The 15738-nt window shown below is 67.0% G+C and carries 11 protein-coding genes; 7 read left to right on the top strand and 4 right to left on the bottom strand.

Translation table 11 applies throughout. From position 1 onward, the window contains the following. Positions 1 to 95: 95 nt before the first annotated feature. Entirely contained in the window at positions 96 to 899 is an 804-nt protein-coding gene (locus HII28_RS00600) for a ParA family protein (protein ID WP_346769127.1), read from the bottom strand. Between the two features lie 79 nt (positions 900 to 978). Between HII28_RS00600 and HII28_RS00605 the strand changes: the two genes are divergently transcribed. The 3 genes from HII28_RS00605 to HII28_RS00615 all read left to right on the top strand — a co-directional run bounded on the left by HII28_RS00605 (position 979) and on the right by HII28_RS00615 (position 6556). Further along, positions 979 to 4383, top strand: coding sequence for a pyruvate carboxylase (locus HII28_RS00605; protein WP_170023464.1), 3405 nt, complete (start codon positions 979 to 981; stop codon positions 4381 to 4383). A gap of 141 nt (positions 4384 to 4524) precedes the next feature. Further along, the gene (locus HII28_RS20575) at positions 4525 to 5964 is read left to right on the top strand and encodes a MinD/ParA family protein (RefSeq protein WP_346769128.1); all 1440 of its coding nucleotides are present in this window, start codon (positions 4525 to 4527) and stop codon (positions 5962 to 5964) included. A gap of 100 nt (positions 5965 to 6064) precedes the next feature. Continuing rightward, on the top strand, positions 6065 to 6556 hold the full coding sequence (locus tag HII28_RS00615) for a peptide deformylase (protein WP_170023466.1): 492 nt from the start codon (positions 6065 to 6067) through the stop codon (positions 6554 to 6556). A gap of 406 nt (positions 6557 to 6962) precedes the next feature. On the opposite strand, the gene HII28_RS00620 is transcribed toward HII28_RS00615, so the two are convergent. Then, complete coding sequence (locus HII28_RS00620) at positions 6963 to 8792, bottom strand: AMP-dependent synthetase/ligase (RefSeq protein WP_170023468.1); 1830 nt, start codon at positions 8790 to 8792, stop codon at positions 6963 to 6965. Between the two features lie 102 nt (positions 8793 to 8894). On the opposite strand from HII28_RS00620, the gene HII28_RS00625 reads away from it, so the two are divergent. The 3 genes from HII28_RS00625 (at position 8895) to HII28_RS00635 (ending at position 12026) form a co-directional block, all read left to right on the top strand. After that, positions 8895 to 9839: an ROK family glucokinase gene (locus tag HII28_RS00625; protein ID WP_170023478.1), complete on the top strand. Its 945-nt coding sequence runs from the start codon at positions 8895 to 8897 to the stop codon at positions 9837 to 9839. A 66-nt stretch (positions 9840 to 9905) separates the two neighbouring features. Further along, positions 9906 to 10595 (top strand): lysophospholipid acyltransferase family protein, encoded by a 690-nt coding sequence (locus tag HII28_RS00630; protein WP_170023480.1) that lies wholly within the window; start codon positions 9906 to 9908, stop codon positions 10593 to 10595. A 102-nt stretch (positions 10596 to 10697) separates the two neighbouring features. Next, a complete protein-coding gene (locus HII28_RS00635; protein WP_346769310.1) occupies positions 10698 to 12026 on the top strand; it encodes a 3-deoxy-7-phosphoheptulonate synthase class II in 1329 nt (442 codons plus the stop codon). A gap of 61 nt (positions 12027 to 12087) precedes the next feature. On the opposite strand, the gene pknB is transcribed toward HII28_RS00635, so the two are convergent. Next, positions 12088 to 14013 carry a Stk1 family PASTA domain-containing Ser/Thr kinase gene (gene pknB / locus HII28_RS00640; protein ID WP_170023484.1) on the bottom strand — a complete coding sequence of 642 codons (1926 nt, stop codon included), beginning with the start codon at positions 14011 to 14013 and terminating at the stop codon, positions 12088 to 12090. Positions 14014 to 14125: 112 nt separating this feature from the next. Between pknB and HII28_RS00645 the strand changes: the two genes are divergently transcribed. Next, entirely contained in the window at positions 14126 to 14479 is a 354-nt protein-coding gene (locus HII28_RS00645; protein ID WP_346769129.1) for an Rv2175c family DNA-binding protein, read from the top strand. Positions 14480 to 14574: 95 nt separating this feature from the next. Here the strand turns inward: HII28_RS00645 and HII28_RS00650 are convergent, their stop codons facing one another. Next, positions 14575 to 15675, bottom strand: coding sequence for a polyprenyl synthetase family protein (locus HII28_RS00650; protein ID WP_170023486.1), 1101 nt, complete (start codon positions 15673 to 15675; stop codon positions 14575 to 14577). Positions 15676 to 15738 lie beyond the last annotated feature (63 nt).

Genomic DNA, 15738 nt, shown 5'->3' on the forward strand with positions numbered 1-15738 from the left:
CGCTGCGGTTTTCGTGAGCAGCCTCACGCGCCGCTTTTGACCGCCGTGTCAGCCCACGACGACCCCACGGCTAGAAGGGATGAGTCGGCTGGCCGCTAATTGTCGGCGTAGTCGCCCATGCGTGCCGTCCTGAGCACGCGCTCGAGGAGCATGTCGAAGTTGTGTGCCATCTCCTGGGCGCTCTCGCCCGGCCACACATGAAGCGGCTTCGCAGCACCCTGAGCCTGCTGCAACGATGTGCGCTCCGGCAGCTGGGGCGACAGCACCAGCGGGCCGAACATGTCGCGCAACTCTTTGATGCGGAACTGGTGCTCGAGTGACTGAACGCGGGCGCGGTTCACGATGATGCCGAGCGGCTGCAAGCGGGGGGAGAGTCCGCGACGGATCTCTTCGATGGCGCGAAGCGCGCGGTCCGCTGCCGCGACGGAGAAGAGGCCGGGTTCGGTGACGACCGACACGCGGTCACTCGCCGCCCATGCGGTGCGCGTGAGTGCGTTGAGCGAAGGAGCGCAGTCGATGAGAACCAGGTCGTAGTCGTGCTCGACGTTGGCGAGGGCCTCTTCGAGCTTCCAGATGTCGCGGATCGAAGGGTGCGGTCCGTCGAAGTTGATGGCCGACGGGCTGCCGATCATCACGTCGACCTTGCCCGGATGCCCTCGCGTCCATCCACTCGGTGCGATCGCCGCTCGCACGACCTTCTCCTTCGGAGAGGCGAGCACATCCGCCACGTTGAGGTGGCCGGCGATCGTGATGTCCATGCCGGTTGAGACATCGGACTGCGGGTCGAGATCCACCACCAGAGTGCGCAGTCCCTTGGCGAATGCCGCCGAAGCGAGCCCCAAGGTCACCGTGGTCTTTCCGACACCGCCCTTGAGTGAGCTGACGCTGAGCACATGCACGAGAGGCAACGTTACCGTCAGTAGTCTTGGAGAACCTAACCGTTCGCTGAGCGGCGCGTGCCCCGCCAGAGAGGCCTTAATGTTCACGAAAATCTTGGTGGCCAACCGCGGGGAGATCGCCATCCGCGCGTTCCGAGCCGCATACGAACTCGGTGCGAAGACGGTCGCGGTGTTCCCTTACGAGGACCGCAACTCGCTCCATCGCATGAAAGCGGACGAGGCCTACGAGATCGGCGAACCCGGGCATCCGGTACGGGCTTACCTCGACGTCGACGAGATCATCCGGGTCGCGAGGGAGTCGGGCGCCGACGCGATCTACCCTGGCTACGGGTTCCTCTCGGAGAACCCCGGCCTCGCTGAGGCGGCCGCAGCAGCCGGCATCACCTTCATCGGACCGAACGCCGACGTGCTGCGCATGGCCGGCAACAAGGTCACGGCGAAAGAGCACGCGATCGCGGCCGGCGTTCCGGTCCTGGCCTCGACGCCGCCGTCGAAGGACATCGAGGAACTCCTTGCGGGAGCTGAGGCCGTCGGCTTCCCCATCTTCGCCAAGGCCGTCGCAGGAGGCGGCGGCCGCGGCATGCGGCGCGTGAACACGCTCGCGGAGCTGCGACCCGCTCTCGAAGAGGCCATGCGCGAGGCGGACAGCGCTTTCGGCGACCCCACGATGTTCCTCGAGCAGGCCGTGCTTCGGCCACGACACATCGAGGTGCAGGTGCTTGCGGATGCCACGGGCCGCACCGTTCACCTGTTCGAGCGCGACTGCTCGGTGCAGCGTCGGCACCAGAAGGTCCTGGAGATCGCGCCCGCGCCGAACCTGCCGGACGACATCCGTCAGTCCCTCTACAGGGACGCCATCGCGTTCGCATCCTCGATCGGCTACGTCAACGCCGGGACCGTCGAGTTCCTACTCGACACCGCGGGAGAGCGAGCCGGCCGACACGTGTTCATCGAGATGAACCCGCGCATCCAGGTGGAGCACACGGTCACGGAGGAGGTGACCGACGTCGACCTCGTGCAGTCGCAGATGCGCATTGCGGCGGGCGAGACGCTCACCGACCTGGGGCTGCACCAGGAGACCATCCAGCTGCACGGTGCAGCCATCCAGTGCCGGATCACCACGGAGGACCCGACGCAGGGCTTCCGCCCTGACACCGGGACCATCACGACGTATCGATCTCCCGGCGGAGGCGGAATCCGTCTCGACGGTGGAACCGTTGCCGCGGGCGCCCAGATCAGTCCGCACTTCGACTCCATGCTCGCGAAACTCACCTGCCGAGGGCGGGACTACGGTGCGGCGATCCTGCGTGCGCGCCGTGCGCTGGCGGAGTTCCGCATCCGCGGGGTCGCCACCAACATCCCATTCCTTCAGGCGGTGCTCGACGATCCATCATTCGTCGCCGGCGATCTCAGCACGTCGTTCATCGAGGAGCGGCCGCAGCTCTTCCGCGGCCGCGTGTCGAAAGACCGGGGCACGAAGCTGCTCAACTGGCTCGTGGACGTCACGGTCAACCAGCCGAACGGCCCGCGTCCGCAGGTGGCCGACCCCGCGGCGAAGCTGCCTGTCGTCGACCTCGATGTTCCTGCACCGGACGGGTCGAGGCAGCGCCTGCTGGAGCTGGGGCCCGCCGGATTCGCGCGCGAGCTGCGAGCGCAGACCGCGCTGGCGGTGACCGACACCACATTCCGCGACGCGCATCAGTCGTTGCTGGCGACGCGCGTGCGCACCAAGGACCTCACGGCGGTCGCGCCGTACGTCGCGCGTCTGACGCCTCAGCTCCTGTCCGTCGAGGCGTGGGGCGGAGCCACCTACGACGTCGCGCTGCGTTTCCTCGGCGAGGACCCGTGGGAGCGTCTCGCCGCCCTCCGCGAGTCACTGCCCAACATCAACATCCAGATGCTCCTGCGCGGGCGCAACACCGTCGGGTACACCCCGTATCCGACGGAGGTGACGGATGCGTTCGTGCGCGAGGCCGCATCCACGGGCGTCGACATCTTCCGCATCTTCGATGCCCTCAATGACGTCAGCCAGATGCGACCGGCCATCGACGCTGTGCTCGGCACGGGGACGGCGATCGCTGAGGTCGCGGTCTGCTACACGGGCGACGTGCTCGATCCGGCGGAGAACCTTTACACCCTCGACTATTACCTGCGGCTTGCGGACAAGATCGTCGAAGCGGGTGCGCACGTTCTGGCCATCAAGGACATGGCCGGCCTCCTCCGTCCCGAGGCGGCGGCGCTGCTCGTGCGCTCCTTCCGGGATCGGTTCGACCTGCCGGTGCATGTGCACACGCACGACACGGCGGGAGGTCAGCTCGCAACTCTTCTGGCCGCCAGTGCCGCTGGTGCGGATGCCGTCGACGTCGCGAGCGCACCGATGGCAGGCACGACGAGCCAGCCACCGGCATCCGCTCTGGTCGCGGCACTTGCGCACACCGGGCGCGACACGGGCATCGAGCTCAGGAACGTCACGGATCTCGAGCCATACTGGGCGGCTGTTCGCGGCATCTACGCGCCGTTCGAGTCGGGTCTGCCCGGACCGACCGGACGCGTGTACACCCACGAGATCCCCGGTGGACAGCTCTCGAACCTGCGCCAGCAGGCCAAGGCCCTCGGCCTGGCCGATGACTTCGAACTGATCGAGGACATGTACGCGGCCGCGAACCGCATCCTCGGGCGCATCCCGAAGGTCACGCCGTCGTCCAAAGTCGTCGGCGACCTGGCACTGCACCTGGCCGCCGTGCACGCAGACCCCGACGAGTTCGAACGGAACCCGCAGAACTACGACGTTCCCGACTCGGTCGTCGGCTTCATGGCGGGGGAGTTGGGCGACCTTCCAGGCGGATGGCCCGAGCCGTTCCGCAGCAAGGTGCTCGAAGGAAAGGACGTTCGCGTCGGCGTCACGCCGCTCACGGCCGAGGAGCGCGAGGGACTCGCCGGCGACGCCACGACCCGTCGCGCCACGCTGAACCGTCTGCTTTTCCCAGCACCTGCCAGGCAGTTCGAGCAGGTCAGGGAGCTGTTCGGCGATGTCTCGGTGCTCGACACCGCCGACTACCTCTACGGGCTCGAGTCGGGTACCGAGCACGTCATCCGGCTCGGTCGAGGCGTGCAGCTCTATGCGGGCCTCGAGGCGATCGGCGAAGCGGATGACAAGGGCATCCGCACGGTGATGACCACCTTGAACGGACAGTTGCGGCCCGTCTTCGTGCGCGATCGCTCGATCACCGTGGAGTCCAAGGCTGCGGAGAAGGCGGATGCGTCCATCCCCGGACACGTCGCAGCACCGTTCTCCGGTGTGATCACGCTCCAGGTGCAGGTCGGTGATCGCGTGACGGCCGGCGCCCCCGTTGCCTCCATCGAGGCCATGAAGATGGAGGCGGCGATCGCTTCGCCGGTGTCCGGTACCGTCACCAGGCTCGCCGTGCCCGGAACGCAACAGGTGGACGCCGGCGACCTGCTCATCGTCGTGACGCCGGCCTGACCTGAGCAAGCACCGTCCCCGTTTGGGGGGCAAGCGCTTTCTCCCTGCGGTCGGGCACCCCGGCACTAAACTGGGTGCTCGACGCAGGGGGAGGCGCTCGTGGCTGTAAGCAGCAGGAAGAGCGGAACCGCACGGGGAGCGGTGGCAACCAAGGCCAAGCCGGACGGGGACGCGCCCGCAGACGCGACGACCGTCGATGAAACCGATGCCGATGACGTCGACGTCGACGTGAACGACGGCGATGGGGCCGAGATCGACGAATCGGACGTCGGGGACCCTCAGCCCGGTGGCGTGTCGAGACTCGAGGACTCCGACCTCGTTCGTGACGAGGAGAGCCTCGAGGGCCGCGACATCGTCGTCACCGAATCCGGAAGCATCAGCGTGGTGGTTGATCTGCCGCCGGCGCCGAGAGAGCATCCACCGATCGAGGAGAGCGCCGTCGCCATCGACGACGTCTCGATCGATCCGGCAAAACCACTGCACACGCAGACGGCGTCGGTCACCATCGTGACGGCTCACCCGTTGCAGCGCGAACCGCTGCCGCCGAGGCGTACGCCGCTTCCGACCCACGTCGAGGTCGACGTGTCTCCTGGGTGGCAGCCGTCGCGACGGGGGCGCCGTGTCGGCGAGGTCTCCGCCGTGCCGGAGTCGTCGGCGATGCTCACCGCGGATCGCCTGCTCGTGCCCGGCCGGTTCGGTCGTCCGGCACCGGAAGGAGCAGGACGTCTCCTGCTCTACAAGGCCACCTTCGGAGTCGTCAATCTCGGGGACTCGCCCAAGGTGCGGGAGCGAAAAGAACTCGATCGGCGCATCCAGCGTCCGCTCGAGGGTGGGGCCCGGTTCGTCCCCGTCCTCACCCGCAAAGGCGGCGTCGGCAAGACCACGGTCTCCGCACTTCTCGGCATGGCACTCGCCGACCGCCGCGACGATCGCATCGTGGCGATCGACGCCAACCCCGACCGTGGCACGCTCTCGGAGCGCGTTGCCAAGCAGACGGATGCCACGGTGCGCGACGTCGTGCACCGCGCCGCCTCGATCACCGGCTACACCGACTTCTCCACGCTCGTCTCACGGGATGTGACCCGCCTCGACGTCCTGGCATCGGATACGGACCCGCAGCTGTCTGAGGCGTTCGACGAGAACGACTACAACGTCGTCGCCGACCTGGCTTCGCGTTTCTACTCGATCGTGCTCACGGATTGCGGCACCGGGATCGTCCACTCCGTGATGCGTCCGACTCTTCGACGGGCGGACTCGATCGTGATCGTGTCAGGAGGAAGCGTCGACGAGGCACGCCTCGCATCCGAGACGCTCACCTGGCTCGAGGTGAACGGCTACGAGGAGCTCGTTCGCAACGCGATCATCGCGCTGAACACGGCGACCCAGGGGACCAGCCTCGTCAACGTCGAGGAGATCGAGGCGCACTTCCAGTCGCGGGTCCGCGACGTCGTACGCATTCCGTACGACCCGCGGCTGGCGGCTGGTGCCGCCATCGACTACCACCGGCTGCGCCCGGCGACTCGCCATGCAGCCAGGGTGCTCGCCGCTCTCGTGGTCGAGGGGCTTCCCGCCAACAGATGAGCGGGCATCAGCTCCCAGGGTGCGTCTGACGATTCTCGGGCGGCGCTCTCACGGCGACGTGGCCTCCGAGCGGTCAGGCAGGCCCCAATAGAATGGGCGGATGCCCGAACGCCCCATCCGTCTCTACGGCGATCCCGTGCTCAGCATGGTCTCCGACCCCATCGACTCGATCGACGACGGCGTGCGCGCGCTCATCGACGACCTCATGGACAGCGTCGTGGTCGAGGGCCGTGCGGGAGTCGCCGCCTGCCAGATCGGTGTAGGCCTGCGGGCGTTCAGCTATAACGTCGACGGCGTCGTCGGCTACCTGATCAACCCGGAGATCATCGAGCTCGGAGACGAGGTCGAAGAGATCGAGGAGGGATGCCTCTCCGTTCCCGGACTCTGGTTCCCGACGCCCCGCGCCACCTACGCCAAGGCCCGAGGGATCGATCTCGACGGCAACGAGGTCATCGTGGAAGGCACCGGCGTGCTCGCACAGGCTCTGCAGCACGAGACGGATCACCTCGACGGCATCGTCTACCTCAAGCGGCTCCTGCCAGAGCGTCGTCGTGAGGCGCTGCGCAAGGTCCGCGAGAGCACCTGGTTCTGAGTCTTCTTGTGCGCCGGTCCCCGCCCGGCGCACCGCGGTTGGCTACTTAGGTGGCCCGTCCGGCGCCGTCCACGCCGCCGCCTTGTGGAGCGTGCTGCGTTTGCTCGTGGTTCGCCTGATGGTCGGTGACCGAGAAGGCGTGCCGTGGTCGGCTGTTCAGGTGGCCCGTCCGGCGCCGTGCATGCCGCCGCCTTGTGGAGCGTGTTGGGTTCGTTCGTGGTGCGCCTGAGGTCGATGACCAAGACGGGGCAGCGTAGTCGGCTGTTCAGGTAGCGGGTACGGCGCCGTGCACGCCGCGGCCTTCGGAGCGTGGTGGGTTTGTTGTGGTGCGTCGGAGGTCGGTGGCCGAGACGGCGCTCCGGACCCGGCTCGCGTGAGCGGATGCGGCGTACCTCGACCCCTTACCTCAGCGGAGCGAGAAGCCCTCAGTGGCCGGGGCGTTCGAGTACAGCGACTCGATGTGGCCGGCGAAGTCCTTCAGAATCACGTTGCGCTTGATGCTCAGCTTCGGCGTGAGGTGTCCGCTCTCCTCCGTGAAGTCGGTGGTGAGCACCACGAACTTGCGGATGGACTCGGCACGCGACACCTGCGCGTTGGCGGTGTCGACGGCCTTCTGCAGTTCCGCCAACACGGCGGGATGCTTCGCCGCCACCTCGAGCGACAGGGTGGCGTCATGTCCGTTGTTCGCCAGCCACACCGGCAGCATTTCGGTGTCGAGTGTGATCAGGCAGCCGATGAACGGCTTCTGGTCGCCGACGACGACCACCTGACTCACGAGCGGATTCGCCCGGATCGGATCCTCGAGCACGGCCGGCGCGACGTTCTTGCCGCCGGCGGTGACGATGATCTCCTTCTTGCGACCGGTGATCGTGAGGAATCCCTCGTCGTCGAGACCGCCGAGGTCGCCGGTCTTGAACCAGCCGTCCTCGAAGGACGCCGCCGTCTGCTCAGGGTTCTTCCAGTACTCCTGGAAGACATCGACACCCTTGACGAGAATCTCGCCGTCGTGGGCGATCCGGATCGAGACGCCGGGAAGCGGAACGCCGACGGTGCCGATCTTCGAGCGCTGCGGAAGGTTCACGGTCGCGGGTGCGGTGGTCTCGGTCAGGCCGTAGCCCTCGAGCACGTTGATGCCCAGGCTGTGGAAGAAGTGACCGAGCCGTGAGCCCAGCGGTGCGGATCCAGACACCGCGAATCGCACGTTGCCGCCCATCGCAGCGCGCAGCTTGGAGAAGACCAGGCGGTTGTAGAGGGCGTACTGCATCCGGAGTCCGAACGGGACGGGTGCGCTGGACTCCTTGGCCTTCGAGTACTCGATGGCGACGTTCGCGGCCTTGCGGAAGATGCCGCCCTTGCCGCCCGACTCCGCGTTCTGCTCTGCCGAGTTGTAGACCTTCTCGAAAACTCGCGGAACGGCGAGCAGGAAGCTCGGCTTGAAGCTGCCGAGCGACGGGAGCAGGTTGCGCGTGTCGGGCTGGTGGCCGACGCGTACACCACCGTGCACGGACAGCACGGCGATGAAGCGGGCGAACACGTGAGCAAGCGGAAGGAAGAGCAGAGTGGATGCTCCGCGCGGGTCCTCAACGAGCTCGTGGAGCGCTACCGCGGAGTTACGGGACAGCTCCACGAAGTTCGCGTGCGTGATGACGCAGCCCTTCGGACGGCCCATCGACCCCGACGTGTAGATGATGGTCGCGAGGTCGTCGGCATTCGCCAGCTTGCGGCGGCGTGCGATCTCCTCGTCCGGAACCGCTGTACCGCCGGCGACGATCTTGTCCAGGTCGCCGAGCTCGATCTGCCAGACGTTGCGAACGGCAGGGAGATCGGCGGCCACCTCATCGAACCGTGCGAAGTGATCCGCTGTCTCGAGGAACACGGCCGTCGCACCCGAGTCGCTCAGATTCCACTGCACCTGCAGCGGCGAGCTCGTGTCGTAGACCGGCACGAGGACCGCTCCGGCGTACCAGGTGGCGAAGTCGATCAGCGACCACTCGTACCGCGTGCGGCACATGATCCCGATCTTGTTCCCGGGCTCGACCCCCGCCGCGACCAGACCCTTCGCGAGTGCGATCACCTCAGCCTCGAACTCGGCTGCGGTGACATCGGTCCAGCCGTTGCCGCTCGGCTTCGCGAAGAGCACCTTGTCCGGCGTCTCCGCGACGCGATCCGCCAGCAGATCTGCGGAGTTCGCGTTCGGGTCGGCAGGCACGGCTGCAGGCGTTTCGGCATGGTTCACGGGGGTAGCTCCTTCGGCACCGATACAACCAGTACACTCTATGCTGCAACGGCCGACTGCTCTGACGGCCCCTCACTCCCTCGACGAAAGGCGACGTCTGGCGTGCACGCGATCGGAATCGACATCGGCGGCACGAAGATAGCCGGAGCCCTCGTCGACGAGCTGGGGACAATCATCCGCGACGATCGGGTGCCGACTCCGAAGGACGCCTCGCTGATCGAGGACGCCGTGGTCGAGATGATCACGCGGCTGAGTGTCGATGCGAACCCGGTCGGAGCCGGAGTGGCCGCGGCCGGATTCATCGATGCGGCGCAGTCGACCGTCTACTACGCGCCGAATATCGCGTGGCGCAACGAGCCGCTGCGCGAGAAGATCGAGTCCCGCGTCGACGTGCCCGTCGTCGTGGAGAACGACGCGAACGCAGCCGGGTGGGCCGAGTTCCGTTTCGGTGCCGGTCGCCTCGTCAGCGACATGGTGATCCTTACGATCGGAACCGGGGTCGGCGGCGCCATCGTCAGCGAGGACCGACTGTTCCGCGGCGGCTTCGGTGCGGGCGCCGAGGTCGGACACATGCGTGTGGTGCCGGGTGGCCTGCTCTGCGGATGCGGCGCCAGGGGCTGCATTGAGCAGTACGGATCCGGACGCGCGCTTCAGCGCTACGCCAACGAACTAGCGGATCAAGGCGGCATCGGACAAGCCCTCGCCGACGTGCGCCGGCGCACCGGTGCACTCAACGGTCCGGACATCAGCGAGCTCATCCAGCAGGGCGACCCCGGCGCACTGGCCGCACTCCGCCAGCTCGGCGACTGGCTCGGTCAAGCGAGCGCGAGCCTCGGCGCCGTGCTCGATCCGCAGATGTTCGTCTTCGGTGGCGGCGTCGCGCAGGCGGGCCACCTGCTGCTCGAGCCGATCCGTCAGGCCTACCTGGAGAACCTCCCTGCTCGCGGCTATCACCCGGAGCCGGAATTCCGCATCGCAGAGCTCGTGAACGACGCGGGTGTCGTCGGCGCGGCCGACCTCGCCCGTGTGCATGCAGCCACCCACTAGGCTTCTCGTGCACGCAGCGTCGTGTTGCGAGAGCCGGGTCATGGCGAGGAAAGGGTTGCGCCGACGGTGTTCTACTGGCTGCTGAAGTACGTGATCGCGGGACCCGCGCTCCGTGCCATCTTCCGGCCGTGGGTCGTGAACCTCGAGAATGTGCCCGAGAACGGCGCGGTCATCCTGGCCAGCAACCACCTGTCGTTCATTGATTCCATCTTTCTTCCTCTGGTCGTCGGCAGGCACGTGTCGTTCCTCGCCAAAAGCGACTACTTCACCCGGCGCGGGCTTTCCGGATGGCTCACCAAGACCTTCATGAAGGCGACGGGTCAGCTGCCCATCGACCGTGGTGGCGGCCCCGCCTCCGAGGCATCGCTGAACACCGGCCTCGGAGTGTTGGCGAGGTCGGAGATCCTCGGCATCTATCCGGAGGGCACGCGCAGTCCGGACGGCAAGCTGTACCGAGGCCGTACCGGAGTGGCTCGTATGATCCTCGAGGGCCGGGTTCCTGTCGTGCCCGTTGTCATGGTCGGAACGCAGGCCATCATGCCGATCGGCAAGAAGCTGCCGCGCATCCGCAGGGTTGGCGTCGTCTTCGGCGATCCACTCGACTTCTCGCGCTTCGAGGGGCTGGAGGGCGACCGGTTCATCCTGCGATCGATCACCGACGAGATCGTCTACTCGCTGCACCGCCTCGGAGGCCAGGAGTACGTGGACGTCTACGCCTCGACAGTGAAGGAACGTCGGCCGAGCGTCGCCAGGTAGGCTGAGATGTCGCGCCGACATCCGGCGCCGTGCCCCGCAAGAAGTGGAATTCCCGCCGTGCTGCTCGACCACTCCGACCCTGTCGTATCCGCCGATGAGTCCGTGATCGCCGGTCTCGACCACTGGCGAACGCTCGAAGCCAAGCAGCAGCCGACATGGCCCGATGCGGACGCCGCGATCGCAGCATCCGAGGAGCTGGCCACGCTGCCGCCGCTCGTGTTCGCCGGTGAGGTCGACCAGCTCAAGGACCGTCTCGCGGCCGCAGCCCAAGGACGCGCCTTCCTGCTGCAGGGCGGAGACTGCGCCGAGACGTTCGCCGGTGCGACGGCCGATCAGATCCGCAACCGCGTCAAGACGGTGCTGCAGATGGCAGTCGTACTCACCTACGGCGCGTCCGTCCCCGTCATCAAGATGGGTCGGATGGCCGGGCAGTTCGCGAAGCCGCGGTCCAGCGACAGCGAGACGCGCGGCGATGTGACGTTGCCCGCATACCGCGGCGACATGGTCAACGGATATGACTTCACCATCGAGTCACGCACCGCGGACCCGCGCCGGCTCGTCAAGGGTTATCACACGGCGGCATCCACGCTGAACCTCATCCGAGCCTTCACCCAGGGCGGGTTCGCGGATCTGCGACAGGTGCACAGCTGGAACCGCGGGTTCGCCGCCAACCCGGCCAATCAGCGCTATGAGCGCCTGGCACGCGACATCGACATGGCGATCAAGTTCATGGAGGCCGCAGGCGCGGACTTCGACGAGCTCAAGCGCGTGGAGTTCTACGCCAGCCACGAAGCGCTCCTGATGGACTACGAGCGGGCGATGACGCGCATCGACTCCCGCACGGGAACCCCGTACAACACCTCGGGCCACTTCGTGTGGATCGGCGAACGCACGCGTCAGATCGACGGGGCCCACGTGGACTTCCTGAGCCGGGTGCGCAATCCGATCGGCGTGAAGCTCGGTCCGAGCACCACCGCCGACGACATGTTCCGCCTTGTCGACAAACTCGACCCGGCGCGCGAGCCCGGACGGCTCACGTTCATCACGCGCATGGGCGCCGGCACGATCAGGGATGCGCTCCCGCCGCTCCTCGAGGCGATCAAGCGTCACGGCGCGACTCCGCTCTGGGTGACCGATCCGATGCACGGCAACGGTCTGACGACGCCCAATGGCTACAAGACTCGTCGCTTCGACGACGTGGTGGACGAGGTGAAGGGCTTCTTCGAAGCGCACCGCGATGCAGGAACGACTCCGGGCGGCATCCACGTCGAGCTGACCGGAGACGACGTCACGGAGTGCCTCGGCGGATCCGAGCACATCGACGAGGCGACGCTCGCGACGCGCTACGAATCGCTGTGCGACCCGCGCCTCAACCACATGCAGTCGCTCGAGTTGGCGTTCCTCGTCGCCGAGGAGCTGGGCGCGCGCTGAGCCGGGTTGCGCCGGACATTCGGCCGGCCGGACGCGGGGATCCGCCGCCCGGAGGTGGACGTCAGAGTGCGCTGCTGATGATGAGCGTGACCTTGGTGCCCTTAGGTTCCTGCGCGTTCGCCGACGGGTCGGATGCCGTGACCTTGGTGATGCTGTCGGGGAAGCTGTCCCAGACCCCGTTGTAATCGGGAACGAACCCGGCGTCGGTGAGGGCCTTCTTCGCCTGGTCCCTCGTCATGCCGACGACGTCGGGCACCGGGAACAGCTGCGGTCCGCGGGAGATGTCGATGACGATCGTGTCGCCGGGGCGGACCGGGCCCTGGTTCTGCGGAGCCTGCGACACCACGGATCCCTGCGGGACGTCGTCGCTGTACTCCTTCTTCCCTTCGATGGACTTCAGGCCGACCGCCTGCAGCGCCGCCTGTGCGTCCGCCTCCGGCTTGCCCGTCACGTCCGGCACCGGGCCGAGGGAGACCACCAGGTTCACCTTCTCGCCCTTGAAGTACCCGCCACCCTTGGAGAGATCGGCCTCGTCGTCCTCCGCCTTGGCCGCCGAGATCACCGTGCCCTTGGCGACGTCGCCGTTGAATTGCTCGTCGACGGTGCCGACGACCGCGCCGACATCGGTGATCGCCTTCTCCGCCTGCGCCTTGCTCAGTCCGGCCAGGGGCGGGATGGTGACGGGCTCGCGGCCCTTCGACACGTGCAGTGTCACTGCCGAGCCCTTTGGCGCCTTGGCGCCCTGCGCCGGATCGGATGACACGACCGACCCGGTCGGCACGGACGACGAATACACCTGGTCGTCCTTCGTCGTGAAGCCGGCCGTCGTCAGCGCGGACTTGGCGGCATCCAGGGTCAGGCCGTTGACGGTCGGGATCGCCACCTGGGATCCCGGCCCGCCGCCGAAGTACCAGCCAGTACCGCCGGCGACCGCCGCGAGCACGAGGACGAGTGCGAGGAGCCACCATCCGCGTGCCCGTCGCCGCCGCGTCATGGTGGCGAGCGCAGCCACAGCGTCCGTCGCGGATGCTTCAGGGCGCACCTGAGCCGCCGAGGCGATCAACTGCGTGTCCGAATCGGATGCCGTCACTCCTGATCCGGGCAGCACGAGTGTCTGCTGGGTGCCGGACTCCGAATCGGGAACGTGCAACTCTCGTTCCGCCTGCAGGAGGCGATCCAGCATCACTCCAGCGTCGGCCGGGCGGTCGGCTGGATCCTTCGCCGTCGCCCACAGCACGAGCTCGTCCAACTCTTCCGGAATGTCCGGACTCAGCGTGCTCGGCGCAGGAACGGCGTCGTTGGCGTGCTGGTAGGCGATCTGCATCGGCTGCTCGCCCTTGAACGGCTGCTCACCGGTGAGCATCTCGAACATCATGATGCCGAGCGCGTAAATGTCGCTCCGGGCGTCGGCGACGCCTCTGGTCACGAGCTCAGGGGAGAGGTACGCGATGGTGCCGAGCAGGGCCTGGCCGGTGCCCGTGCTATTCGTCACCGCCCTGGCGAGACCGAAGTCGCCGATCTTGATGCGGCCGTCGTCGGCCAGAAGCACGTTCTCCGGCTTGAGGTCCCGGTGCACGATGCCGGCGCGATGCGCTGCTGCCAGTCCGGACAGCACGGCGTCGGTGATGTCGATCGTCTGCTCGGGAGTGAGCTTGCCGTAGTCGCGGAGCAGGTCGCGCAGCGTGATTCCCGGGAGGTACTCCATCACCAGGTACGCCATGTCGGCGTCCTGGCCCTGGTCGAACACACTCACCACGTTCGGATGCGCGAGCCTGGCGGCCGAGCGCGCCTCCTGCACGAAGCGGTTCTTGAACTGGGCGTCATCGGCCAGATGACCGTGCATGACCTTGATCGCCACGCGACGTTCCAGGCGCAGATCTGTCGCCAGATAGACGGTGGCCATGCCGCCCCGCGCGATGCGTGAGCGCACCTGATACCGGCCGTCGACAAGACGGCCGAGCATCGGATCGGGCTGGCTCGCGGTCACTCGATGAGTCTACGGATGCCCCGGTGCGCGCCCCGGTAGAACACGGTAACGAATGAGGCACGCCGAAGTGCGGAAATAGGGAACGTCGTGGCACGCTAGTCGGGTGGCGAAAGTGAGTCTCGAATCCGAGGAAAGAAGCCAAGAGAGAACCTGGCTGACCGTTCCCGAACTGGTCGATCTGCTGGGTGTCGGAGTCGGACGCATCCACCGTCTCCTGGAGGACAAACACCTCCTGGGCAGCAGAGTGGATGGCGTCCTCAAGGTGCCGGCCGACTTCATCGCCGGTGATGAACCGCTGAGTGAACTCCGCGGCACTCTGATCGTGCTCTCGGATGCCGGGTTCAGTGACGAGGAGGCCATGACGTGGCTGCTCGAGACCGAGGAGAGTCTCGGCACGGCACCCATCGACGCCCTGCGGGCCGGTCGAAAGGCCGAGGTACGGCGCGTGGCTCAGGCTCTGGCCTGACGACCGGTCTTCGCCCGCCGCCGCGGCCTCTGGTCAGGTCACGCGTCGTGTCGCCGTGCGCCGGGTCCACCTGGGCGTGAACCGGCCATTGACCGCTACGCGACTCGGTCGCTGACCGATCGAGTGAGGTCCCTGAGCTGGTTCACGGCGGCGTCGGCGAGCGGGGCATCGTCGAGGGCGTGGGTCGCGCGCTGCACGTTCAGCTCGATCATCCGCTCCACTTCGGCTGTGGCACCGGAGGAGCTGATGGTGCTCTGCAGCATGCGGATCTGCTCGTCGTTCAGGTCCGGGTCGCCGAGGAGTTCGTCCAGAACGTGCCGGGCCGACGACGGCATCGCGTTCCGCGCGAGGGCGACGAGCACGGTCCGCTTGCCCTCTCGCAGGTCATCGCCACTCGGCTTCCCCGTGATGTCGGAATCGCCGAAGACGCCGAGCAGGTCGTCGCGGAGCTGGAACGCGATGCCGAGCGGCAGGCCGAATTCGCGGAGTGTGTCGAGCTGTCCGAGCGTTCCGCCGGCGAGCAGTCCGCCGAGCACGAGCGGGGACTGCACGCTGTACTTCGCCGACTTGTAGACGATCACGCGTTCGGCACGGGGGAGCAGGTCTTCTTCGCGGCCCGTGCGCCAGGACCGTTCTTCGAGGATGTCGAGGTACTGACCGGCGATGACCTCGGCGCGCATCCGACCGAACTCCCGTCGCACGCCGTTGGCACGATCGGCGGGAACGGCCTCGCTCAGGGTCTCGGCGAGCACGTCGTCGCTGAATCCGAGAAGGAGGTCGCCGAGCAGGACAGCGGCCCCCGTGCCGAAATCGGCCGCGGACCCGTCCCACCCGTTCTCCTTGTGCAACGCCTCGAAGCGGCGATGCGCTGATGGGGCTCCGCGACGGGTGTCCGAACTGTCGATGATGTCGTCGTGCACGAGAGCTGCGGCATGGAACAGCTCCAGCGCCGCTGCCGTCCCGATGACGGAGTCGAGCCGATCGGATTCTCCGGCGTCGCGGGCGTCGTGCACCGCGCGGTAGCCCCAGTAGCAGAACAGCGCCCTGAATCTCTTGCCGCCACTGAGAAACTGCCGGGAGAAAGCCGCGAGCGGTCCAACCTCAGGGGCGATGGACAAGACAATGGACTCGCGCGATTCGAGAAAGCGTCCGATTCGGTCGTCCACGAGGTCGATCAGTCGGTTGCTTTCAGGCACGTGCCTAGCCTAGCTGCGGCAGCAAGACTAGAATAAGAAGTCACAACATCGTCATTCTCGTAA

Origin of the sequence: Planctomonas sp. JC2975 (assembly GCF_012985205.1) — a bacterium.
Lineage (GTDB): Bacteria > Actinomycetota > Actinomycetes > Actinomycetales > Microbacteriaceae > Humibacter.

What these genes read in the sequence shown, in the direction of transcription:
- HII28_RS00605 (WP_170023464.1), top strand. Translation starts at nt 979, where the DNA reads ATGTTCACGAAAATCTTGGTGGCCAACCGCGGGGAGATCGCCATCCGC.
- HII28_RS00615 (WP_170023466.1), top strand. Translation starts at nt 6,065, where the DNA reads ATGCCCGAACGCCCCATCCGTCTCTACGGCGATCCCGTGCTCAGCATG.